General features: G+C 64.3%; 22 protein-coding genes. 13 read left to right on the top strand and 9 right to left on the bottom strand.

Annotated features, from left to right (window positions below; genetic code table 11):
- Positions 1 to 12 precede the first annotated feature (12 nt).
- The 7 genes from C7A17_RS12810 to C7A17_RS12780 all read left to right on the top strand — a co-directional run bounded on the left by C7A17_RS12810 (position 13) and on the right by C7A17_RS12780 (position 7,271).
- Complete coding sequence (locus C7A17_RS12810; RefSeq protein ID WP_106738395.1) at positions 13 to 822, top strand: CheR family methyltransferase; 810 nt, start codon at positions 13 to 15, stop codon at positions 820 to 822.
- Entirely contained in the window at positions 815 to 1,324 is a 510-nt protein-coding gene (locus C7A17_RS12805) for a chemotaxis protein CheD (RefSeq protein ID WP_106738394.1), read from the top strand. Before C7A17_RS12810 ends, C7A17_RS12805 begins: the two co-directional genes overlap by 8 nt.
- Entirely contained in the window at positions 1,321 to 2,394 is a 1,074-nt protein-coding gene (locus C7A17_RS12800; RefSeq protein WP_106738393.1) for a protein-glutamate methylesterase/protein-glutamine glutaminase, read from the top strand. The genes C7A17_RS12805 and C7A17_RS12800 overlap by 4 nt, the downstream gene beginning before the upstream one ends.
- Before the next feature lie 195 nt (positions 2,395 to 2,589).
- Complete coding sequence (ilvD, locus tag C7A17_RS12795; RefSeq protein WP_106738392.1) at positions 2,590 to 4,428, top strand: dihydroxy-acid dehydratase; 1,839 nt, start codon at positions 2,590 to 2,592, stop codon at positions 4,426 to 4,428.
- Between the two features lie 120 nt (positions 4,429 to 4,548).
- A complete protein-coding gene (locus tag C7A17_RS12790) occupies positions 4,549 to 5,007 on the top strand; it encodes a metallophosphoesterase family protein (protein ID WP_106738391.1) in 459 nt (152 codons plus the stop codon).
- Positions 5,008 to 5,244: 237 nt separating this feature from the next.
- Positions 5,245 to 5,772 (top strand): lactoylglutathione lyase, encoded by a 528-nt coding sequence (gloA, locus tag C7A17_RS12785; RefSeq protein ID WP_106738390.1) that lies wholly within the window; start codon positions 5,245 to 5,247, stop codon positions 5,770 to 5,772.
- A 128-nt stretch (positions 5,773 to 5,900) separates the two neighbouring features.
- Entirely contained in the window at positions 5,901 to 7,271 is a 1,371-nt protein-coding gene (locus C7A17_RS12780) for a nucleobase:cation symporter-2 family protein (protein WP_106738389.1), read from the top strand.
- A gap of 3 nt (positions 7,272 to 7,274) precedes the next feature.
- On the opposite strand, the gene C7A17_RS12775 is transcribed toward C7A17_RS12780, so the two are convergent.
- On the bottom strand, positions 7,275 to 7,922 hold the full coding sequence (locus C7A17_RS12775) for a YitT family protein (protein ID WP_106738388.1): 648 nt from the start codon (positions 7,920 to 7,922) through the stop codon (positions 7,275 to 7,277).
- A gap of 113 nt (positions 7,923 to 8,035) precedes the next feature.
- Positions 8,036 to 8,554: a dihydrofolate reductase gene (locus C7A17_RS12770; RefSeq protein WP_234035915.1), complete on the bottom strand. Its 519-nt coding sequence runs from the start codon at positions 8,552 to 8,554 to the stop codon at positions 8,036 to 8,038.
- Positions 8,555 to 8,684: 130 nt separating this feature from the next.
- Between C7A17_RS12770 and C7A17_RS12765 the strand changes: the two genes are divergently transcribed.
- Genes C7A17_RS12765 through C7A17_RS12750 form a run of 4 tightly spaced genes read left to right on the top strand, consistent with a single transcriptional unit; the run spans position 8,685 to position 13,020 of the window.
- Positions 8,685 to 9,827, top strand: a complete 1,143-nt coding sequence (locus C7A17_RS12765) for a glycerophosphodiester phosphodiesterase (protein WP_106738386.1) — start codon at positions 8,685 to 8,687, stop codon at positions 9,825 to 9,827.
- Positions 9,828 to 9,872: 45 nt separating this feature from the next.
- On the top strand, positions 9,873 to 11,279 hold the full coding sequence (locus C7A17_RS12760) for a DUF2868 domain-containing protein (RefSeq protein WP_199796426.1): 1,407 nt from the start codon (positions 9,873 to 9,875) through the stop codon (positions 11,277 to 11,279).
- Positions 11,272 to 12,645: a GTPase/DUF3482 domain-containing protein gene (locus C7A17_RS12755; protein WP_106738384.1), complete on the top strand. Its 1,374-nt coding sequence runs from the start codon at positions 11,272 to 11,274 to the stop codon at positions 12,643 to 12,645. Before C7A17_RS12760 ends, C7A17_RS12755 begins: the two co-directional genes overlap by 8 nt.
- Before the next feature lie 45 nt (positions 12,646 to 12,690).
- Positions 12,691 to 13,020, top strand: coding sequence for a cupin domain-containing protein (locus tag C7A17_RS12750; protein WP_106738383.1), 330 nt, complete (start codon positions 12,691 to 12,693; stop codon positions 13,018 to 13,020).
- A 57-nt stretch (positions 13,021 to 13,077) separates the two neighbouring features.
- Here the strand turns inward: C7A17_RS12750 and C7A17_RS12745 are convergent, their stop codons facing one another.
- Genes C7A17_RS12745 through C7A17_RS12735 form a run of 3 tightly spaced genes read right to left on the bottom strand, consistent with a single transcriptional unit; the run spans position 13,078 to position 15,465 of the window.
- On the bottom strand, positions 13,078 to 13,872 hold the full coding sequence (locus C7A17_RS12745) for a thymidylate synthase (protein WP_106738382.1): 795 nt from the start codon (positions 13,870 to 13,872) through the stop codon (positions 13,078 to 13,080).
- Positions 13,869 to 14,672, bottom strand: a complete 804-nt coding sequence (gene lgt / locus C7A17_RS12740; protein ID WP_106738381.1) for a prolipoprotein diacylglyceryl transferase — start codon at positions 14,670 to 14,672, stop codon at positions 13,869 to 13,871. The genes C7A17_RS12745 and lgt overlap by 4 nt, the downstream gene beginning before the upstream one ends.
- A 10-nt stretch (positions 14,673 to 14,682) precedes the next feature.
- Entirely contained in the window at positions 14,683 to 15,465 is a 783-nt protein-coding gene (locus C7A17_RS12735) for a sulfite exporter TauE/SafE family protein (protein WP_106738380.1), read from the bottom strand.
- A 124-nt stretch (positions 15,466 to 15,589) separates the two neighbouring features.
- On the opposite strand from C7A17_RS12735, the gene C7A17_RS12730 reads away from it, so the two are divergent.
- Positions 15,590 to 16,336 (top strand): NRDE family protein, encoded by a 747-nt coding sequence (locus tag C7A17_RS12730; protein ID WP_106738379.1) that lies wholly within the window; start codon positions 15,590 to 15,592, stop codon positions 16,334 to 16,336.
- A 111-nt stretch (positions 16,337 to 16,447) separates the two neighbouring features.
- On the opposite strand, the gene ptsP is transcribed toward C7A17_RS12730, so the two are convergent.
- Both ptsP and C7A17_RS12720 read right to left on the bottom strand, forming a co-directional pair.
- Entirely contained in the window at positions 16,448 to 18,727 is a 2,280-nt protein-coding gene (gene ptsP / locus C7A17_RS12725) for a phosphoenolpyruvate--protein phosphotransferase (protein ID WP_106738378.1), read from the bottom strand.
- A 19-nt stretch (positions 18,728 to 18,746) separates the two neighbouring features.
- Positions 18,747 to 19,226: an RNA pyrophosphohydrolase gene (locus tag C7A17_RS12720; RefSeq protein WP_106738377.1), complete on the bottom strand. Its 480-nt coding sequence runs from the start codon at positions 19,224 to 19,226 to the stop codon at positions 18,747 to 18,749.
- A 145-nt stretch (positions 19,227 to 19,371) separates the two neighbouring features.
- Between C7A17_RS12720 and C7A17_RS12715 the strand changes: the two genes are divergently transcribed.
- Entirely contained in the window at positions 19,372 to 20,025 is a 654-nt protein-coding gene (locus C7A17_RS12715) for a histidinol-phosphatase (RefSeq protein ID WP_106738376.1), read from the top strand.
- 67 nt (positions 20,026 to 20,092) lie between these two features.
- Here C7A17_RS12715 and C7A17_RS12710 read toward each other — a convergent pair whose 3' ends face one another.
- Both C7A17_RS12710 and ilvA read right to left on the bottom strand, forming a co-directional pair.
- Entirely contained in the window at positions 20,093 to 20,533 is a 441-nt protein-coding gene (locus C7A17_RS12710) for a DUF2269 family protein (RefSeq protein ID WP_106738375.1), read from the bottom strand.
- Between the two features lie 73 nt (positions 20,534 to 20,606).
- The gene (ilvA, locus tag C7A17_RS12705; protein WP_106738374.1) at positions 20,607 to 22,121 is read right to left on the bottom strand and encodes a threonine ammonia-lyase, biosynthetic; all 1,515 of its coding nucleotides are present in this window, start codon (positions 22,119 to 22,121) and stop codon (positions 20,607 to 20,609) included.
- Positions 22,122 to 22,188 lie beyond the last annotated feature (67 nt).

Here is a 22,188-nt window from a genome sequence, read left to right as displayed (position 1 = left end):
CAGGAGTCCATCATGACCGATCTCAGCCTCTCCAACCGCGAGTTCCAGCAGTTTCGCGGCATGATCCACGAGATCGCCGGCATCGCCATGTCCGATGCCAAGCGCCAACTCATCGCCGGCCGGCTGAGCAAGCGCCTGCGCCACTTCGGCCTGGGCAGCTACGGTGATTACTACCAGGTGCTGATGAAGGACAAGGGCGAACTGCAGATCGCCGTCGACCTGCTGACCACCAACGAGACCTATTTCTTCCGCGAACCCAAGCATTTCGACTTCCTTCGCGAAAAACTCACCACCGAGCTACGCGGCGGCAGTGGCCCACTGCGTATCTGGAGCGCAGCCTGCTCCAGTGGCGAGGAGCCCTACACCCTTGCCCTGCTGCTGGCCGACACTACCGCTGGCCGCCCCTGGGAAATCCTCGCGTCGGACATCAGCACACGCATCCTCGACAAGGCACGCGCCGGGCTCTATCCCCTGGAGGACGCCGAGGGCATTCCCGGCGCACTACGCCAGCGCTTCTGCCTCCAGGGCACCGGCCGCAACCAGGGCCTGTTCACCCTGGATCCGACGCTGAAGCGCCATGTGCAGTTTCGCCAGATCAACCTCAACAATACCCTGCCGGATGTCGGCATGTTCGATGTGATCTTCCTGCGCAACGTGATGATCTATTTCGACGCCGAGACCAAGCGCCAGGTCGTGCAACGCCTGTGCGCACGCCTGCGCCCGGGGGGCTACTTCCTGGTCAGCCACTCGGAGAGCCTCAACGGCATCAGCGATGAGCTGCAATCGGTGCGTCCCTCGATCTACCGGAGGCCCCATGCGTGAGCCCAAGGGCGTTATCGAGGTGTTCCTGCAGCCGGGCGAGTTGTACTTTGGCGACCGCTACACCCGCATGCGCACACTGCTGGGCTCCTGCGTCTCCATCGTGCTCTGGCACCGTGGGGCACTGCTGGGCGGCATGTGCCACTACATGCTGCCGACCTGCCGTTATCCCGGCCGGGTACCGGACGGACGCTACGCCGATGCCGCTCTGCACCAGTTGCTCACGGACATCCGTAGCAGCGGTACACGTGCCACCGATTACCGCATCAGCCTGTTCGGCGGCGGCAATATGCTGGGCAGCCGCGCCGTCAATCACATCGGTCAGCAGAACATCGAAGCCGGCCTGACCCTGCTGTCCAACCACGGTTTGACCTGCCATGCCCGGCATGTCGGTGGCGCGGACTATCGCAACCTGATCTTCGACGTCTGGAGCGGCAACATCGCACTGCGCCATCCCAATCCCCAACAAGTCGCCAGTCGACGCTACGAGGCCTGCTCGCCATGAACAAGATCAAGGTGATGATCGTCGACGACTCGGCGGTGGTGCGGCAGGTGCTGACCGGCAGCCTGTCCGGTTACAGCGGCATCGAGGTGATCGGCGCCGCCGCCGATCCGCTGTTCGCGCTGGAGCGGATGAACCGCAATTGGCCGGACGTGATCGTGCTGGACGTGGAAATGCCGCGCATGGACGGCATTTCCTTCCTGAAGAAACTGATGGTGGAGCGGCCAACGCCGGTGGTGATCTGCTCCACCCTCACCGAGAAAGGTGCAGCCACCACCATGGAGGCCCTCGCCGCAGGCGCCGTGGCCATCGTCACCAAGCCCCAGGGCAACCTGCGCCAGTTCCTCGTCGAAGCCACCGAAGAACTGGTGGGCGCCATCAAGGCCGCCTCCCAGGCCCGTCTGAAACGCATGAACGGTGCCATGCCTGCTCCGTCGATGGCCCCCAAACTCACGGCTGACGCCATTCTGCCCGCCGCCAGCCCGGCCGCGATGACTCGCACCACCGAACGCGTGGTGGCCATTGGCACCTCCACCGGCGGCACCCAGGCGCTGGAACGCGTTCTCACCGCCCTGCCACGGGTCTGCCCGGGTATCGTCATCGTCCAGCACATGCCGGAGCGCTTCACCGCCGCCTTCGCCGAACGCCTCAACGGCCTGTGCCAGATCGAAGTGCTGGAAGCGCGCCATGGTGACCGAATCATGCCCGGCCGTGCCCTGATCGCCCCCGGTGGCCGCCATATGCTGCTCAAGCGCAGCGGCGCGCAGTATCTGGTCGAAGTGGTCGACGGCCCGCCCGTGAGCCGCCACAAACCCTCGGTGGACGTGCTGTTCCGCTCCACCGCTCGCGCCGCCGGAGCCAACGCCACCGGCATCATCATGACCGGCATGGGTGACGATGGCGCCCGTGGTCTGCGCGAGATGTTAGAGGCCGGCGCCCAGACCTTCGGCCAGGACGAAGCCAGCTGCGTGGTCTACGGCATGCCCAAGGAAGCGAAGAAGCTCGGCGCGGTCAATCGCGAGATCCCGTTGGAGCAAATTCCCACGGCCATCCTGCGCGGCGAGCGCGCCTGACCGGCAACCTTTCCCCGCCCGCCCCAGCGGGCGTAGAATCAGCGCATTCCTCGCCAGAAATCCTCCGGCGGGCCCGTGAGCCCCGGCCGTACGAACGGTGATCCCGTTTCGTCATGCAGCCTCATGAAACTGCGGCGATCTGCCGCCGACGACGCTCACCGCACACCTAACCGAATTAGCCGCAGGATCATCGTCATGCCTGATTACCGCTCGAAAACCTCCACCCACGGCCGCAACATGGCCGGCGCCCGCGCCCTGTGGCGCGCCACCGGGATGAAGGACGAAGACTTCAAGAAACCGATCATCGCCATCGCCAACTCCTTCACCCAGTTCGTACCGGGCCACGTGCACCTGAAGGATCTGGGCCAGCTGGTCGCCCGCGAGATCGAGAAGCACGGCGGTGTAGCGAAAGAATTCAACACCATCGCCGTCGATGACGGCATCGCCATGGGCCACGACGGCATGCTCTATTCGCTGCCGAGCCGCGAGATCATCGCCGACTCCGTCGAGTACATGGTCAACGCCCACTGCGCCGACGCCATCGTCTGCATCTCCAACTGCGACAAGATCACCCCCGGCATGCTGATGGCCGCCCTGCGCCTGAACATCCCGGTGGTGTTCGTGTCCGGCGGGCCGATGGAAGCGGGCAAGACCAAACTGGCCAGCCATGGCCTGGATCTGGTCGACGCCATGGTCATCGCCGCCGACTCCAGCGCCTCCGACGAGAAGGTCGCCGAGTACGAGCGCAGCGCCTGCCCGACCTGCGGCAGCTGCTCCGGCATGTTCACCGCCAACTCGATGAACTGCCTGACCGAAGCCCTGGGCCTGTCCCTGCCAGGCAACGGCTCCACCCTGGCCACCCACAGCGACCGCGAACAACTGTTCCTGCGCGCCGGCCGCCTGGCCGTCGAGCTGTGCCAGCGCTATTACGGTGAAGGCGACGAGTCGGTACTGCCGCGCAACATCGCCAACTTCAAGGCGTTCGAGAACGCCATGATGCTCGACATCGCCATGGGCGGTTCGACCAACACCATCCTGCACCTGCTGGCCGCCGCCCAGGAAGCCGAGATCGACTTCGACCTGCGCGACATCGATCGCCTGTCGCGCAAGGTGCCGCAGCTGTGCAAGGTGGCGCCGAACATCCAGAAGTACCACATGGAAGACGTGCACCGCGCCGGCGGCATCTTCTCCATCCTCGGCGAACTGGCCCGTGGCGGCCTGCTGCACACCGACGTACACACCGTGCACACGCCGAACATGGCCGAAGCCATCGCCCAGTGGGACATCACCCAGACCCAGGACGAGGCCGTGCACCACTTCTTCAAGGCAGGCCCTGCCGGCATCCCCAGCCAAACCGCGTTCAGCCAGAGCACCCGCTGGCCGAGCCTGGACGATGACCGCGCCGGAGGCTGCATCCGCAGCGTCGAGCACGCTTATTCGCAGGAAGGCGGCCTGGCCGTGCTGTACGGCAACATCGCTCTGGACGGCTGCGTGGTGAAGACCGCCGGCGTGGACGAGTCCATCCACGTGTTCGAAGGCAACGCCAAGGTCTTCGAAAGCCAGGACAGCGCGGTCAAAGGCATCCTCGCCGACGAAGTGAAGGAAGGTGACATCGTCATCATCCGTTACGAAGGCCCGAAAGGCGGCCCGGGCATGCAGGAAATGCTCTATCCGACCAGTTACCTGAAGTCCAAGGGCCTGGGCAAGGCCTGTGCCCTGCTCACCGACGGTCGTTTCTCCGGCGGCACCAGCGGCCTGTCCATCGGCCACGCCTCGCCGGAAGCTGCCGCAGGCGGCGCCATCGGTCTGGTCAAGGACGGCGACAAGGTACTGATCGACATCCCCAACCGCAGCATCAACCTGCTGGTCAGCGATGAAGAACTGGCTTCCCGTCGCGCCGAGCAGGACAAGAAAGGCTGGAAGCCGGCCGCACCGCGCACCCGCAAGGTGACCACGGCACTCAAGGCCTACGCCCTGCTCGCCACCAGCGCCGACAAGGGCGCCGTGCGCAACAAGGCGCTGCTGGACGGCTGATTTTCAGCCCCGCAGCATGAAGAAGCCTGGCTCTGTGCCGGGCTTTTTTCTGTCTGCTGGTTTTGCATCTGACGGTGATCGCCCGCAAGCTGGCAACTCGGTCATGCACGGGAGAAGCACATGCGCATCGGTCTGATCGCCGACACCCACAACCTGCTGCGCCCCGAGGCGCTGGCCGCGCTGCAGGGTGTCGATCACCTGATCCATGCCGGTGACATCGGCGGGTCGCATATCCTGGCTGAGCTGGAGCACATCGCGCCGCTTTCGGTGGTACGCGGCAACAACGATCAGGAGCCATGGGCCGATGACATTCCCGAGCACCTGACCCTGAGCTTCGGCGCCATCACGCTGCACGTGCTGCACGACCTCAAGCAACTGGAGGTCGACCCGGCGGCACAGGGCATCGATGTGGTGATCGCTGGCCATTCGCACAAGCCTCTGCACGAAGAACGCAATGGTGTGCTCTACCTCAACCCCGGCAGCGCCGGGCCGCGGCGCTTCAAGCTGCCCATCGGCGTGGGCATCCTGCATATCGAAGGTCGGCAGGTGCGGGCCGAACTGATCACGCTGCAGGTCTGATGCGGGAGCTGGAATTGGTGGGCTGAAGCGGATCGCCGCCCGGCCCCCCCTACTCGATCGGGCATGGCTGTAGGGTGGACTGCAGCCCACCAATCAAGACACCACGCTAGCAAGACAGATGAAAGAGCCTCATCCACCCTGCTGTGACATTCGACCTTGAAAAACGCCATGGACGAAGCCATCTAGGTAGATACGGCATTTTCGCGCCGACCCCATTCACGCCTGATGGAGAATCCCATGACCCTCGACGAGCTCAACGCCATTCCCGGCGTGACCGCCAAGCCCGACGTCGCCACCGCCGACTTCGTCTACAACCACACCATGATCCGCGTGAAGGATCTGCAGAAATCGCTGGATTTCTACACCCGCGTGCTGGGCTTCACCCTGCTGGAGAAGAAGGAGTTCCCCGAGGCCGAGTTCAGCCTGTACTTCCTCGCGCTGATCAATGACAAGTCGCAGATTCCCGCCGACCCGGCCGCTCGCCACCAATGGCGCAAATCCATCCCCGGCGTGCTGGAGCTGACCTACAACTACGGCACCGAGAACGACCCGGAGTTTTCCTACCACAGCGGCAACAGCGACCCGCGCGGGTTTGGTCACCTGTGCGTAGCAGTGCCGGACATCAAGGCCGCCTGCCAGCGTTTCGAAGACCTCGGCGTGACCTTCCAGAAGCGCCTCACCGACGGCCGCATGCGCGACATCGCCTTCATCAAGGATCCGGACGGCTACTGGGTGGAGATCATCCAGTTCACCGAGGTCGACTGATCCGCAGGGCAAACCTCGGTCGCGGCTAAAGCCCCTCCCACACGCCCACTGAACCGTGGGAGGGGCTTTAGCCGCGACGCCCCACGAGACAACTCAGGTAGAATCGCCGCTTTTTCCGGTCGACTGCCATGAACAACCCTCAAATCCCCGAAGCACGTAACGAGCTGCTCTACGGCCTGGACGACAAGCCACGCCCGCTGGCCGCGTTGCTTGCCGCGCTGCAACACCTGCTCGCGATCATCGTCCCCATCGTCACCCCTGGCCTGCTGATCTGCCAGGCCATCGGCGTTTCAGCGCGCGATACCAACATCATCGTGTCGATGAGTCTGGTCATCTCCGGTATCGCCACCTACGTGCAGTGCCGCCGCTTCGGTCCGTTCGGCGCCGGCCTGTTGATCGTGCAGGGCACCAGCTTCAACTTCGTCGGCCCGCTGATCGCTGGTGGCGTACTGCTGGTCAATCAGGGCATGCCAGTGGAAACGGTAATGGCGACCATCTTCGGCGTGGTCATCACCGGCTCGTTCATCGAAATGGGCGTGTCGCGCATCCTGCCGTTCATCAAGCGCCTGATCAGCCCGGTGGTCACCGGCATCGTGGTGTTGATGATCGGCCTGACCCTGATCAAGGTCGGCCTGATCAGCATGGGCGGCGGCTACGCGGCGATGGGCAATGGCACCTTCGCCAACGGCGAGAACCTGCTGCTGTCGGGCGTGGTATTGGGCGCCATCATCGTGCTCAACCGCCTGCCGCTGGTGTGGCTGCGCAGTTGCGCGATCATCATCGCCCTGGCCATCGGCTATGCGCTGGCTGCCTACCTGGGGCGCCTGGACTTCACCGGCATGCGTGAAGCGCAGCTGTTCCAGGTGCCGATGCCGCTGCACTTCGGCCTGGCCTTCTCCTGGAGCCTGTTCATTCCCATGGTGGTGATCTACCTGGTGACGTCGCTGGAAGCCATCGGCGACGTCACCGCCACCAGCAAGCTGTCGCGCCAACCGGTCGAAGGCCCGCTGTGGATGCAGCGGATCAAAGGCGGCGTACTGGTCAACGGCGCCAACTCGCTGCTGGCCGGCCTGTTCAATACCTTCCCCAGTTCGGTGTTCGCGCAGAACAACGGCATCATCCAGCTGACCGGCATCGCCAGCCGTCACGTTGGCATGTGGATCGCCGTGATGCTGGTGGTGCTCGGCCTGTTTCCGGCGGTGGCCGGTGTGCTGCAGGCGGTGCCGGAGCCGGTGCTCGGTGGCGCGGCGCTGGTGATGTTCGGCGCAGTCGCTGCTGCAGGCATCAACATCCTCGCCGGCATCCAGTTGGATCGCCGCGCGCTGCTGATCATTTCGGTATCGCTGGCCCTCGGCCTGGGCTTCTCCCAGGTACCGGAGTTCCTCGCGCACCTGCCGGCCGGGCTGCGCAGCGTGCTGGAATCGGGTGTCGCCACCGGTGGTATCTGCGCCCTGCTGATGAACTGGTTCCTGCCGGAAACGCCAAAGCAGGCGGGCTGAGGTTCAGCTCACACCGACATAACGATCGGCACGGTGGTTGATGGCCAACACCAGGTTCAATACCACCGCGCCGAGTACCGACAGCAACACCTTGTCCGGTGTCACCACGAACGCCGCAGCCAGCACGATGGTCGCATCGATGCCCATCTGCACCGCGCCGGCGCGCAGACCGAAGCGCTCCTGCAGATACAGCGCGAGGATGTTCACCCCGCCGAGGCTGGCGCGATGACGAAACAGCATCAGCAACCCCAGCCCCATGGCCGCGCCGCCGAAAACGGCAGCGTAGATACTGCTGAGGTGGGCGAACGTGACCCACTGCGGCGTCAGCTCGGCCAGCAACGACACCAGCAGCACGGCGCAGCCTGTGCGCACGATGAAGCCCCAGCCCAGGCGCCAGATCCCCAGTAGGTAGAACGGCAGATTGACCAGGCAGAACACCAGACCAAACGACCAGCCCGCCTGATAGTTGGCGAGAAAGGCGATGCCGACAGTGCCGCCCGTGAGCAATCCGGCATGGGTATAGAACGCGATCCCCAGCGCCACCAGCGCAGTGCCGAACAGCATCGCCAGGGCATCCTCCCAAAGGGGATGACGGATGAAGAGTGCAGCAACGGCATTCGGCTGCTCGTCGGCGGTCGGTTGTTCAGTCATGGAAGAACCCGCAGCAAAGTTTACGCAAGCACGGCAAGGCAGAGGCAAGACGCTGGCCGCCGAGCAGCACCCGGAAAAGGCGCTGGCCGAGGCGGCCGGAAAGATCGTTAGGGTTATGTGTCGCGGCGTTCCCACACCTCGAAGGCGTAGAACGGTGTTTCAGCGGAAGCCGGATGCTCGACGCTGGAAGTCATGCGCCAATCGGCTTCGTCCACTTCAGGGAAGAACGCATCGCCCTCGGGATCGAGGCCGACACGAGTCAGGTACAGGCGCTGCGCCAGCTCCAGCCCCTGGGCATAAAGCTGGGCGCCGCCGATCAGCATCAACTCTTCAGCATCTTCTTCACGCGCCCAGGCATCGGCCCGCTCGATGGCCTCCTGCAGCGTGGTGAACACCTCGGCACCTTCCAGGGCCAGACCGACCTGGCGGCTCACCACCAGATTGAGTCGGCCGGGCAACGGGCGCCCCAGCGAATCCCAGGTCTTGCGACCCATGATGATCGGCTTGCCCAGGGTCATGGCCTTGAAGTGCTTGAGATCCGCCGGCAAGTGCCAGGGCAGTTGGTTATCGCGGCCGATCACGCGGTTGTGCGCGAGCGCGGCGATCAGGGAAAGGGGTAGAGTCTTGGTCATGGCGGCGAGCATAGCAGAGCGCCGGATGCGCGAGCAGCCACCTTTGGCATGGCCGATCCCAAGGTGGTCGCAGAATCGTCACACCTCATAAGGCAGGCTTGTCGCTCACGATGAACGAGGAAACGACCTGATGACCGCGACCTTCTTTCGCCCCTGGATGCTGCTCTGCGCTGGCCTGCTGATTGGCGCAGCGCCGGTACAGGCCGACAGCGTACAAGCTGCCATCGATTGGGCTCAGAACCAACCCGGCGTGCAGCCATATCGCCCTCAAGGCGAGCAGACAGCGTTGATCATCGCCCACCGCGGCGCCAGTGGTTATGTCCCCGAGCACACCCTGGCCGCCTATGCCCTGGCCGTGCTGCAGGGTGCCGACTATATCGAGCCGGATCTGGTGATGACGCGCGACGGCCAACTGGTGGCCCGTCACGATAACGAACTGGGGCTGACCACCGACGTCGCGCAGCGCCCCGAATTCGCCGCGCGCAAGCGTACCCAGACGGTGGACGGTCGCAGCCTGGAAGGCTGGTTCAGCGAAGACTTCACCCTCGCCGAACTGAAGACCCTGCGCGCCATCGAGCGCATCCCGCAGGTGCGCCCGGCCAACACGCGCTTCGACGGCCAGTTCGAGATTCCAACCCTGCAGGAAATCATCGACCTGGGCAGAAGGCTGGAAGCCAGCCAGCAACGTGTCATCGGCCTGTATCCGGAGACCAAACACCCCACTCACTTCCAGCAGCTCGGCCTGGCGATGGAACGGCCGCTGCTGGCCGTGCTCGAACGCAACGGCTACGACAGCGCCGAGGCGCCGGTGTATATCCAGTCCTTCGAGGTGGAGAACCTCAAGACCCTCAGCGGCCTGACCTCCATCCGCCTGATCCAGCTGCTCTGGATAGAGGGCCAGCCCTTCGATCAACAGGCGCTCGGCAGTGATTTGAGCTACCCACGGATGATCACGCCTGAAGGCCTCAAGAACATCGCCCGCTACGCCAGCGGCATCGGCCCGGAGAAAGGCATGGTCATCCCGCGTGACACCGCCGGCAAACTGAGCACACCGACCACCCTGGTGCGCGACGCCCATGCCGCCGGCCTCAAGGTGCATCCCTACACCTTCCGCGCCGAAAACAACTTCCTGCCGGACCACCTGCGCAGCGGCAGCGACCCGGCCAAGCGCGGCGATATCGACGCCGAGCTGCGCGCCTTTCTCGCCAGCGGCATCGACGGCCTGTTCATCGACCAGCCGGACATCGCCGTGCGCCTGCGCGACAAGCGCTGATTCGCACCCGGGCGGATCAGGGGTTATCCTCAACCTCTGATCCGCATGACGAGACGCCGCGTGACTGACGCCTCCTCCCCTACGCTTTTCCATCGCCTCTGGCTCAGCGAGACGATTCGCCTGCGTGAAGAACACGCAGGCCCCCTCGAAGACGCCGAAGCCAATCGCCTGGCGCGCGCCGAAGGCGGCGACCTGGCCGAACGCATTCAGCACCGCGCCCTGCTGCTGGCGCGTCGTGACGGCCAGTGGCAAGCCCTGCTGCACTGGCTGCAGGGCGCACGCCTGGCCGGTCTGCTACTGATGGTGCTGGCCCTGCTCAGCGGTGCCGGCATGGCGCTCGCCGCACTCGGCGACGGACGTCAGCCAGTCAACGTGTTCTGGGCACTGGGTAGTCTGCTGGGCCTCAACAGCCTGCTGCTGGTCGGCTGGTTGCTCGGCCTGCTGCTGACTCGCGACAACCCCGGTGCACTTGGACGCCTGTGGCTCTGGCTCAGCGAAAAGCTGGCACGCGACGCCAGCGCCGCGCAACTGGCTCCGGCCCTGCTGCTGATGCTGCAACGCCAGCGCCTGACCCGCTGGGGCCTGGGCCTGATGGTCAACGGCTTGTGGGCACTGGCGATGCTAACGGCGCTAATCACGCTGTTACTGCTGCTCGCCACGCGCCGCTACGGCTTCGTCTGGGAAACCACCATCCTCGGCGGCGATACCTTTATCGCGCTGACCCAGGCCATCGGCGCCCTGCCTGCCATGCTTGGCTTCAGCCTGCCAGACATCGAGCTGATCCGCGCCAGCGGCGATGCAGCCATCGCCAGTGAGGTAGCTCGGCAGAGCTGGGCCGGCTGGCTGGTCGGCGTGCTGCTGGTCTATGGCCTGCTGCCGCGTCTGCTGCTGGCGCTGCTGTGCCTGTGGCGTTGGCAGTCCGGCAAAGGCGCGCTGCACCTGGATCTCGACCTGCCCGGCTACGGCCTGTTGCGCCAGCGCTTGCAGCCGGACAGCGAACGCCTCGGCATCTGCGATCTGGCCCCCGCCGTACTGCATCAGCCACAAGCCGGCGCCAGTGCCCACGTTGGCAGCGGCGCCCTGCTGCTTGGCCTGGAACTGGACGACCGTCGCCCGTGGCCGCCCGCTTCCTTGCCCCAGGGCGTGGCTGACGCCGGGGTGATCGACAGCCGCGAGCAACGCCGCCAATTGCTCGAACAACTGACACGCTTCCCGCCCGAGCGCTTGGCGATCGCCTGCGACCCACGTCGCTCGCCGGATCGAGGCACCCTGGCGCTGCTCGGCGAACTGGCGCGCTCAGCCTCGGCCACGCGCATCTGGCTGCTAGCGCCAATGCCCGGCGAAACCTTGGACAGCGCACGCCTGGCCGACTGGCACCAGGCGCTGAATCAGCTGCAGCTCGCGCATCGCGACAGCTCGCCCCTGACCTGGCTGGAGACCGGCCATGACTGAGCCATTGAAACTCGCCCTGGTCGGCCACACCAATGTCGGCAAGACCTCGCTGCTGCGCACCCTGACCCGCGACATCGACTTCGGCGAGGTCTCGCCGCGCGCCAGCACCACCCGCCATGTCGAAGGCGCACGCCTGTCGGTGGATGGCCAGGCGCTGCTGGAGCTGTACGACACTCCAGGCCTGGAAGATGCCATCGCCCTGCTCGACTACCTGGAACGCCTCGACCGCCCCGGCGAGCGCCTGGATGGCCCGGCGCGTCTGGCGCGCTTTCTCGAGGGCAGCGAGGCGCGCCAGCGTTACGAGCAGGAAGCCAAGGTACTGCGCCAGTTGCTGGCCTCCGATGCCGGGCTGTACGTGATCGACGTGCGCGAACCGGTACTGGCCAAATACCGCGACGAACTGGCTGTACTCAACATGTGCGGCCGGCCGCTGCTGCCGGTGCTCAACTTCGTCGCCAGCGGCAGCCATCGTGAAAGCGAGTGGCGCGAGGCCCTGGCCCGCCTCGGTCTGCATGCGCTGGTGGCGTTCGACAGCGTGGCGCCACCCGAAGATGGCGAACGACGCCTGTATGAAAGCCTGGCCCTGCTGCTGGAGAAATCCCGCCCGCAGCTGCAAAGGCTGATCGAAGATCACGAAGCGCAACGCCAGACCAGGCGCCAGGCCGGTAACCGGCTGATCGCCGAGCTGCTGATCGACTGCGCGGCCTGCCGTCGCAGCGTCGCCGCCCAGCCCGTGCTGGAGCAAGGCGCCATCACCGAATTGCGCGCCGCCATCCGCCAACGCGAGCAACGCTGCGTCGAAGCCCTGCTGCGCCTTTATGCCTTTCGCAGCGGCGATGCCATGGCCACCGAGCTGCCACTGCTCGACGGCCGCTGGGGCGACGACCTGTTCAATCCGGAGACCCTCAAGCAGCTCGGTATCAAGGTCGGCGGCGGCATGGCTGCTGGCGCCGCCACCGGTGTCGGCGTCGACCTGCTGGTCGGTGGCCTCACCCTCGGCGCGGCAGCAGCACTGGGCGCAGTGATCGGCGGCAGCGCACAGACCCTGCGCAACTACGGGGAAAGACTGAAGGGAAAATTGAAGGGCCAGCGCGAGCTGACCGTCGACGATGCCGTGCTGCGCCTGCTTGCCCTGCGCCAACAGCAGTTGTTGGCAGCACTGGACGTACGCGGCCACGCCGCAATGGACGCCATCGCACTCAATGCCCCGCAGGAAACGCTGTGGCGCCAGGGCAAGCTGCCGGCACCACTGAATGTGGCCCGCGCCCACCCGGAGTGGTCATCTCTGAACCCCGGTGCCCGCCTGGAAGACCCCGAGCGCGGCGAACAGGTCGAACGCCTACGCAGCGAAATCTCCGCCAGCTGAACTGATGAATAAGGCTGTGAATTACGCCATAAGAGGCATCTGCAGATGATCAATCCCCCCATCGGCAACCTCTTCGCCGACAGTGAACCACCCGCCACAGGCGAACGCTTCGAGACATTGCTCAAGCAGCGCAACCTGGTGGTCGAGCGCATCCTCAGCTCTGGTCGCCAGGAGTCGGTGGACTACGTGCAGGAGCAGGACGAATGGGTAATGCTGGTTCGCGGCGAGGCACGCCTGAACCTGGCTGGCGAGGTAATCGACCTGGTTGCCGGCGACTACCTGTTCATCCCCGCCAGGATGACCCACCGCGTCGAGTCCGCCTCGGAGGGCGCGCTGTGGCTGGCTGTTCACCTGCATCCGCAGGTGCTGGGCTGAGCACCGACGGAGCCCTGGCGCTCTGCTTCAGCCCACCAGAGCCCACTCACTTCCACCTCACACCGCCACCGGCGCCTTGATATGCGGATGCGCTTCGTAGCCTACCAGCTCGAAGTCCTCGAATTTGAAGGCGAACAGATCCTTCACTTCCGGGTTGAGCTTCATGGTCGGCAGCGGCAGCGGCTGACGGGTCAATTGCAGATCCGTCTGCTCGATATGGTTGGCGTACAGGTGACAGTCACCGCCCGTCCAGATGAACTCGCCCGGCTGCAGGCCACAGACCTGCGCCACCATCAGCGTCAGCAACGCATAGCTGGCGATGTTGAAAGGCACGCCGAGGAAGATATCCGCCGAACGCTGATAGAGCTGGCAGCTCAGCTTGCCGTCCGCCACATAGAACTGGAACAACGCGTGGCAGGGCGGCAGCGCCATCTGCTCGACCAGCGCCGGGTTCCAGGCCGAGACGATCAGGCGGCGCGAGTCAGGGTTCTTCTTGATCATCTCGATCAGCTTGCTGATCTGGTCGATCGACTCGCCATTGGGCGACGGCCAGCTGCGCCATTGGTAGCCATACACCGGACCAAGATTGCCGTTCTCGTCGGCCCACTCGTCCCAGATGCTGACGCCGTTGTCCTTCAGGTACTTGATATTGGTATCGCCTTGCAGGAACCACAGCAATTCGATGATGATCGAGCGCAAATGGCACTTCTTGGTGGTGACGATGGGGAAACCATCGGCCAGGTCGAAGCGCATCTGGTGGCCGAACACGCTGTAGGTGCCGGTGCCGGTGCGGTCTTCCTTGAAAGTGCCGTGTTCGCGCACATGGCGCATCAGGTCGAGGTACTGTTTCATGGCGCGACTCCCTGGGCGGCCTGGCGCTTGTAGGCATAGGCGATCAGACCCAGGCCGGCGAGGATCATCGGTATGCAGAGGATCTGGCCCATGGTCACCCAGCCGAAGGCCAGGTAGCCGAGCTGGGCGTCAGGCACACGGACGAATTCGACGATGAACCGGAAGATGCCGTAGCACACGGCGAACATGCCGGAGACCGCCATGGTCGGACGCGGCTTGCGCGAGTAGAACCAGAGGATGGTGAACAGCGCCACGCCTTCCAGGGCGAACTGGTACAGCTGCGACGGATGGCGCGCCAGTTGCTGCGGGTCGGTGGGAAAGACCATCGCCCACGGCACGTCGGTGGCCTTGCCCCACAGCTCGGCATTGATGAAGTTGCCGATGCGTCCAGCACCCAGGCCGATCGGCACCAGCGGCGCGATGAAATCCATCAGTTCGAAGAAGCTCTTGCCGTTGCGCTTGCCGAACCACCAGGTAGCCAGCATCACGCCGATCAACCCGCCATGGAAGGACATGCCGCCTTCCCAGATACGCAGGATCTTCGCGGGTTCGGCGATGTAGGCTGCAAGATCGTAAAAAAGGACGTAACCCAGGCGTCCACCGAGAATCACCCCCATGGCGACCCAGAACACCAGATCGGAAAGTTTCTCCTTGTTCCAGGTCGCATCGAAACGGTTCAGCCGGCGCGAAGCCAGCCACCAGGCACCGCCGATACCGACCAGGTACATCAGGCCGTACCAGTGGATTTTCAAAGGCCCGAGAGCGAGGGCCACCGGGTCGATCTGCGGATAAGGCAGCATCCGAAACTCCTTAAACGAGGAAACTCAAACCCACGCTGAACAACAGCAGGGCAAACATACGCTTGAGCAGGCGCGGCGACAGGCGATGAGCCAGGCGCGCACCGATACGGGCGAAGAACATGCTGGTCAGCGCAATACCCAGCAACCCCGGCAGATAAACGAAGCCCAGACTCCACTGCGGCAACTGCGGGTTGCCCCAGCCGGTCCAGATGAAACTCAGGGCACCGGCGATGGCGATGGGCAAGCCACAGGCAGCCGAGGTGGCCACGGCCTGCTGCATCGGCACACTACGCCAGACCAGAAACGGTACGGTCAGCGAACCACCACCGATACCGAAGATCGCCGAGGCCCAACCAATCACACCGCCGGCAGCGGTCAGCCCAGGCTTGCCTGGGACATCGCGGCTGGCACGAGGTTTCAGATCCAGCGCCAGCTGAATGGCGATGACCACGGCAAAAGTGCCGATGATCTTCTGCAGCCATTCGCCCTTGATCGCCGCCGCCGTCAGCGCTCCCAGCACGGTGCCGAGCACGATACCCAGCGTCAGCCAGCGAAACAGCGGCCAGCGCACGGCGCCACGGCGATGGTGCTCGAGCGTGGAGTTGATCGAAGTGAAGACGATGGTGGCCAAGGACGTGCCTACTGCCAGATGGGTCAGGATCTCGGGTGCGATGCCGTGCGAGGTGAAGCTCAGCACCAGCACCGGAACGATGATGATTCCGCCACCTACGCCGAACAGGCCGGCCAGCACGCCAGCCGCCGCCCCCAGCAGCAGGTACAGCAGCAGTTCCATCGACACCCCCGAAAACAAAGCGGCATGGTAGCGGAAAAGCCTCACCAGCGGCAGCCGGAGCCGACGGTTGCCCAGGTGGCGCTACCCCGTTAGCCTGCGTGGACACCCTTGCTCGGTAAGCCCAATGTGCCTGATCGTTTTTGCCTGGCGCCCGGAGAACCCGCTAGCGCTTCGCCTGGCGGCCAACCGCGATGAGTTCTATGCCCGCCCCAGCGCAGCGCTGGGCGAATGGAAAGATGCACCGGGGCTGTTCGCCGGGCGCGACCTGGAGGCCGGAGGTACCTGGCTGGGCATCACGGCCAGTGGCCGTTTCGCCGCCCTGACCAATATTCGCAACCCACGCCAGCCAACCCGTGCTCGCTCGCGTGGCGAGCTGAGCGCAGACTTCCTGCGCGGCGACATGTCGCCGCGAGCCTACCTGCAACACGTCATGCGCAGTGCCGAACAATATGCCGGCTTCAACCTGCTACTCGGCGATACCACGCAGCTCTGGCACTTCAACTCACATGAAGGTGAAGCAAGGTGCCTTGAGAGCGGCGTCTACGGCCTGTCCAACGCGAATCTCGATACGCCCTGGCCAAAGCTGACACAGACCAGAAGAGCACTACAGGTCAGTACCGACGCCGATGACGAAGCCCTGATGGCGATCATGGCCCATAACCGGCAAGCCGCCGATCATCTGCTGCCAGATACCGGCGTCGGCCTGGCCACGGAGCGCCTGCTGTCGAGCGTATTCATCACCAGCGCGGCATATGGCACCCGCGCCAGCACCACTCTGGCGCTCTGGCAAGACGGCAGTTGGCGGATCAGCGAACGAAGCTTCGGCCCGCATGGAGCCTTGCTGGGCGAGGTCAACCTGGAGACCAGGTAGGGTGCGCCATGCGCACCGGAATCGGCTCGCTCATCACATGGTGCGCACAGCGCACCCTACCCGGCGGAGCACTCCCTGCATATTTGAGGCTACATGGCCTGCATCCGTTTTTCAGGCCTGGATATTCGAGGCGGGGTTGATCACCCGACCCAGGCCGAGGTTGCGCAGCGCCAGGTGCAAGGTGCTGTAGATCAGGTGCGGGTTGTCCATGGTCATCACCTGGCCGAGCAGGTCGCTGGCCTTGCTCTGAGTGATCTGGCGCAGCAGCCATTTCACCTTGGGCAGGTTGGTGGCGTTCATCGACAAGGAGTCGAACCCCATGGCCAGCAGCAGCACAGCAGCTGCCGGATCGCCAGCCATCTCGCCGCAGATGCTCACCGGCTTGCCTTCGGCGTGGGAGTCGTTGACCACCTTCTGCAGTGCCTGCAGCACGGCCGGATGGAGGAAGTCGTAGAGGTCGGCCACCCGCGGGTTATTGCGATCAACCGCCAGCAGGTATTGCGTCAGGTCGTTGGAGCCGACCGAGAGAAAGTCGACCTGACGCGCCAGCTCGCGGGTCTGGTAGACCGCAGCGGGAATCTCGATCATCACGCCGATCGGCGGCAAGGGCACGTCGGTGCCTTCGTCTCGCACTTCGCCCCAGGCGCGGTGAATCAGATGCAGCGCCTCCTCCAGCTCCTGGATGCCGGAAATCATCGGCATCAGGATGCGCAGATTGTTCAGCCCTTCGCTGGCCTTGAGCATCGCCCGCACCTGCACCAGGAAGATTTCCGGGTGGTCGAGCGTGACGCGAATGCCACGCCAGCCGAGGAAAGGATTTTCCTCCTTGATCGGGAAATAGGACAGCGCCTTGTCCCCACCGATATCCAGCGTGCGCATGGTCACCGGCAGCGGGTGGAACGCCTGCAACTGCTCGCGATAGGTGGCCAGCTGTTCCTTCTCGCTGGGGAAGCGCTCATTGATCATGAACGGCACTTCGGTGCGATACAGGCCGACACCCTCGGCACCGCGCTGCTGGGCACGAGCCACGTCGGCGAGCAGGCCGGTATTGACCCACAACGGCATGCGATGACCATCGAGCGTCTCGCAGGGTAGCTCACGCAGGGCATCAAGGCCTTCGGTGAGCTGGCGCTCCTCCTCGACCACATCGGCGTACTGCTTGCTCAGCAGATCGCTGGGGTTGGTGAAGACTTCACCGTGATAGCCATCGACGATCAGCTTGATGCCGTCGATCTTCGAGTACGGCAGGTCGACTACACCCATCACCGTGGGAATGCCCATGGCACGGGCGAAGATCGCTACATGGGAGTTGCCTGACCCCGTGACCGAGATCAGGCCTGCGAGCTTGCCTTCGGGCACCTCGCCGAGCATCGCGGGCGACAATTCCTCGCTGACCAGGATGGTGTTGTCCGGGTAGACCAGGGAGGTCTTGCGCTCTTCCTGCAGGTAGGCGAGCAGGCGGCGGCCGAGGTCGCGCACGTCGGAGGCGCGCTCGCGCAGATAGGCATCATCCATCAGCTCGAATCGCCCGACATGGTCGAGCACCACCTGGCGCAGCGCCCCCTGGGCCCACTGGCCGGTGCGGATGATCTTGCGCACCTCGTTACCCAAGGCGGCATCGTCGAGCATCATCAGGTAGACGTCGAACAGCGCCAGTTCTTCCTTGCGCAGTTGCGTGGCGAGTTTCTCGGACAGCTCCTGCATGTCCTCGCGCACCCAACCGAGCGCCTTGTCGAACAGTGCCAGCTCGGCCTCGATGTCATCGATGCCGCGATCCGGCACCACGTTGAGGTCGGCCGGTGGCAGTACCACCACGGCGGTGCCCACGGCAGCACCGGGTGCACCCGGCACGCCGACGAACTTGGCCTCCTGCACACCCTTGCCCTGGCGCCCCAGACCACGAATGGTGCCAGTGGCCTCGGCGTGGGCGATAACGCCGGCGAGCTGCGCGCTCATGGTGACCAGGAAGGCCTCTTCGCCCTCGTCGAACTGGCGGCGCTCCTTCTGCTGCACCACCAGTACGCCCATCACCCGACGGTGGTGGATGATCGGCGCACCGAGGAAAGAGGCGTAACGCTCCTCACCGGTCTCGGCAAAGTAGCGATACCGCGGGTGACTGGCAGCGTCTTCGAGGTTGAGCGGCTCCTCACGGCTACCGACCAGGCCGACCAGGCCTTCGCTCGGGGCCATGCTGACCTTGCCGATGGAGCGTTTGTTGAGGCCGTCGGTGGCCATCAGGACGAAACGGTTGGTTTCCGGATCGAGCAGGTAGACCGAGCAGACCTGACTGCCCATGGCTTCCTTCACCCGCTGCACGATGATCGTCAACGCCGCCTTGAGATCCTTGGCGGCGTTCACTTCCTGGACGATCTTGCGCAGCGTATTGAGCATGCTCGAGTGGGATCCGTAATCAGTCGCGTGCTAACAGACGCGGGGCGAGTTCCTTGAGGGCGCGGCGATAGACTTCGCGCTTGAATGTGACCACCTGGCCCAGCGGGTACCAGTAACTGACCCAACGCCAGCCATCGAACTCAGGTTTTCCGGTGAGATCCATGCGCACCCGGTCTTCGGAGCCGGTCAGGCGCAGCAGGAACCACTTCTGTTTCTGCCCGATGCACAGTGGCTGGCTGTGGGTACGCACCAGACGCTGAGGCAGACGATAACGCAACCAACCGCGGGTGCAGGCAAGGATCTTCACATCCTTCTCTTCCAGCCCCACCTCTTCATTGAGCTCGCGGTACAGCGCCTCCTCCGGCGACTCGTGATCATTGATCCCGCCTTGAGGAAACTGCCAGGCATCCTGATTGATGCGCCTGGCCCACAGCACCTGACCGACATCATTGGTCAGGATGATGCCGACATTCGGGCGGAAACCATCAGAATCGATCACGGCACACAACCTCGTAGACGCAAGTTCCGGCATTGTTCCACAAAGCCGATGACAGCAGCAATGCGGGTTTCGACGCAGTGGGAAAGCCCGGCCAAAGCCGCTATTCTGGCGCGCTTCCCACCATCAGCTGAACAGGTACAGAACCGTGCGCTTGGCCTTATTCGACCTCGACAACACCCTGCTCGCCGGCGACAGCGATCACAGCTGGGGCGAATTCGTCTGCCAGCGTGGCCTGGTCGACGCGGCCGAATATCTGGCGCGCAACGACGCTTTCTATGCCGATTACTGCGCCGGCAAGCTGGATGTGGTGGCCTACCAGAATTTCAGCCAGGCGATTCTCGGCCGTAGCGATATGTCGCAACTGGATCAATGGCATCGCGAATTCATGGCCGAAGTGATCGAGCCGATCATCCTGGCCAAGGGCGAGGCGCTGCTCGCCGAGCACCGTGCTGCTGGCGACAAGCTGGTGATCATCACCGCCACCAACCGCTTCGTTACCGGCCCCATCGCCAAGCGCCTGGGCGTGGAAACCCTGATCGCCACGGAATGCGGTATGAGCGATGGCCGCTACACCGGGGTAATCAGCGGAACACCGTGCTATCAGGCCGGCAAGATCACTCGTCTGAACGAGTGGCTGGCACAAACCGACTACAGCCTGGACGGCGCCTACTTCTACAGCGACTCGCGCAATGACCTGCCGCTGCTCGAAGCCGTGGCCAATCCGGTGGCGGTAGACCCGGACGATGCACTGCGCGCCACCGCCATCGAGCGCGGCTGGCCGGTCATCTCGCTGCGCTGAGGTCGTTACGGCCGCGCGGCATATGTAGGGCGGTCTCGCGAGCGAAGCGAGCAGCCCGCCGATCGGCTTAAGCCGGCTTGGCGCCCATCAGCGCCATGATGGCAATCAGCAGCAGCAGAATCAGCCCGGCATAGATCAGACACAGGCGCTTGAGCGCCACAGGGGCAGGCGTGTCCGCCAGGGCGCGCCAGGCAGAAAGACGACCGGCCAGCAGCAGGCCGATCAACATCATCACGCCATAAAGAATGTTGCCCAACAGCAGCCAGGTTTGCCCCAGCGGCCAGCCGGCCGTGCCTACCAGCCAGAAGCCGCTCAGCGGCAGGCTCAGCGCCAGCACGGTGAATGCCGGCAGGCTATAGCGCAGCGTCACGCGTAGCTTGCGCGCCAGCACAGCGGCATCGCCAGCGCGCTGCGCCTTCCACAGCATGAAGGTATGAGCGAGCAGCCCGAGCAGCAGCAGGATGCCCGGCGCGCTGTGGAGAATGCGTACCAGCAGGTAGTGTTCCATCACGGTTTCCTCATTATTTTATGCGTGCATTGCGACATGGCCTCGGCAGTTGCCGAGGCCATGCAAAGCTCAATCAGCCAAGAAACAGGCTGTATGCAGGGTTGTCGCTTTCGTCCCAGTAGGGATAACCGATGGCGTCCAGTGCCTCGGCAACCAGGTGGCGATCAGCGTCCGGCACCTGCAGACCTGCGACCACGCGGCCGTCCGCCGCACCGTGGTTGCGGTAGTGGAACATGCTGATATTCCAGCGCCCACCGAGCTTCTGCAGGAAATTGAACAGTGCGCCCGGCCGCTCGGGGAACTCGAAGCGGAACACCATCTCGTCGCTGACACCGGCAGCATGGCCACCGACCATATGACGGATATGCAACTTGGCCAGCTCGTTGTCGGTCAGGTCGAGCACCGGGAAGCCCTGCGCACGCAGGCTCTCGACCAGCGCCGCACGCGGATCGTTGTCCGGGTGAGTCTGCACGCCGACGAAGATATGCGCCTCGCGGCCGGTGTTGTAGCGGTAGTTGAACTCGGTGATCTGGCGCTTGCCGAGGGCCTCGCAGAAGGCCTTGAAGCTGCCCGGCTGCTCAGGGATGGTCACGGCGATGATCGCTTCGCGGCGCTCACCCAGTTCGGCACGCTCGGCAACATGGCGCAGACGGTCGAAGTTGACGTTGGCGCCGGAGTCGATGCCCACCAGCACCTGCTCGCTGATGCCTTCGCGCTCGACGTATTTCTTGATCCCGGCCACGGCCAGAGCGCCGGCCGGCTCGGTGATCGAGCGGGTGTCATCGTAGATATCCTTGATCGCCGCGCAGATTTCGTCGGTGCTGACGGTGATCACTTCATCGACGTATTGCCTGCAGATATCGAAGGTGTGCTGGCCAATCTGCGCGACGGCAACACCGTCCGCGAACAGCCCAACGGTCGGCAACACCACGCGCTCACCGGCGGCCATGGCGGCCTGCAGGCAGTTGGAGTCGTCCGGCTCGACGCCGATCACCTTCACCTCGGGGCGCAGGTATTTGATGTAGGCCGCGATACCGGCGATCAAGCCGCCGCCACCAACCGGCACGAACACCGCATCGAGGCGGCCCTGATGCTGACGGAGAATCTCCATCGCCACCGTGCCCTGCCCGGCGATCACCAGCGGATCGTCGTAAGGGTGGATATAGGTGTAGCCCTTCTCCTCGACCAGCTTCAGCGAATGCGCCAGCGCCTCGGGGAAGGCATCACCGTGCAGCACCACCTTACCGCCACGCGAGCGCACGCCCTGCACCTTCAGCTCAGGCGTGGTGCGCGGCATGACGATGGTCGCCTTCACACCCATGTGCTTGGCGGCCAGCGCCAGGCCCTGGGCATGGTTGCCAGCCGAGGCGGTCACCACGCCACGCGCCAGGTCTTCTGCCGAGAGTTGCGCCAGCTTGTTGTAGGCGCCACGAATCTTGAACGAGTACACCGGCTGCAGATCTTCGCGCTTGAGCAGAATCTGGTTGCCCAGACGCTCGCTGAGCTGACGGGCGGGTTGCAGCGGGGTTTCCACCGCGACGTCGTAGACGCGCGAGGTGAGGATCTTCTTCACGTACTGTTCGAGCATGGCGATTTCGCAGGTTTTCGGGCTTGGAGGGGACTGCCGAGTCTACCCCAGCGCTGCACCGGGCGAC

It is taken from the genome of Pseudomonas mendocina (assembly GCF_003008615.1).
GTDB classification, from domain to species: Bacteria; Pseudomonadota; Gammaproteobacteria; order Pseudomonadales; family Pseudomonadaceae; genus Aquipseudomonas; species Aquipseudomonas mendocina_C.
This window is presented reverse-complemented; position numbering and strand designations above follow the sequence as displayed.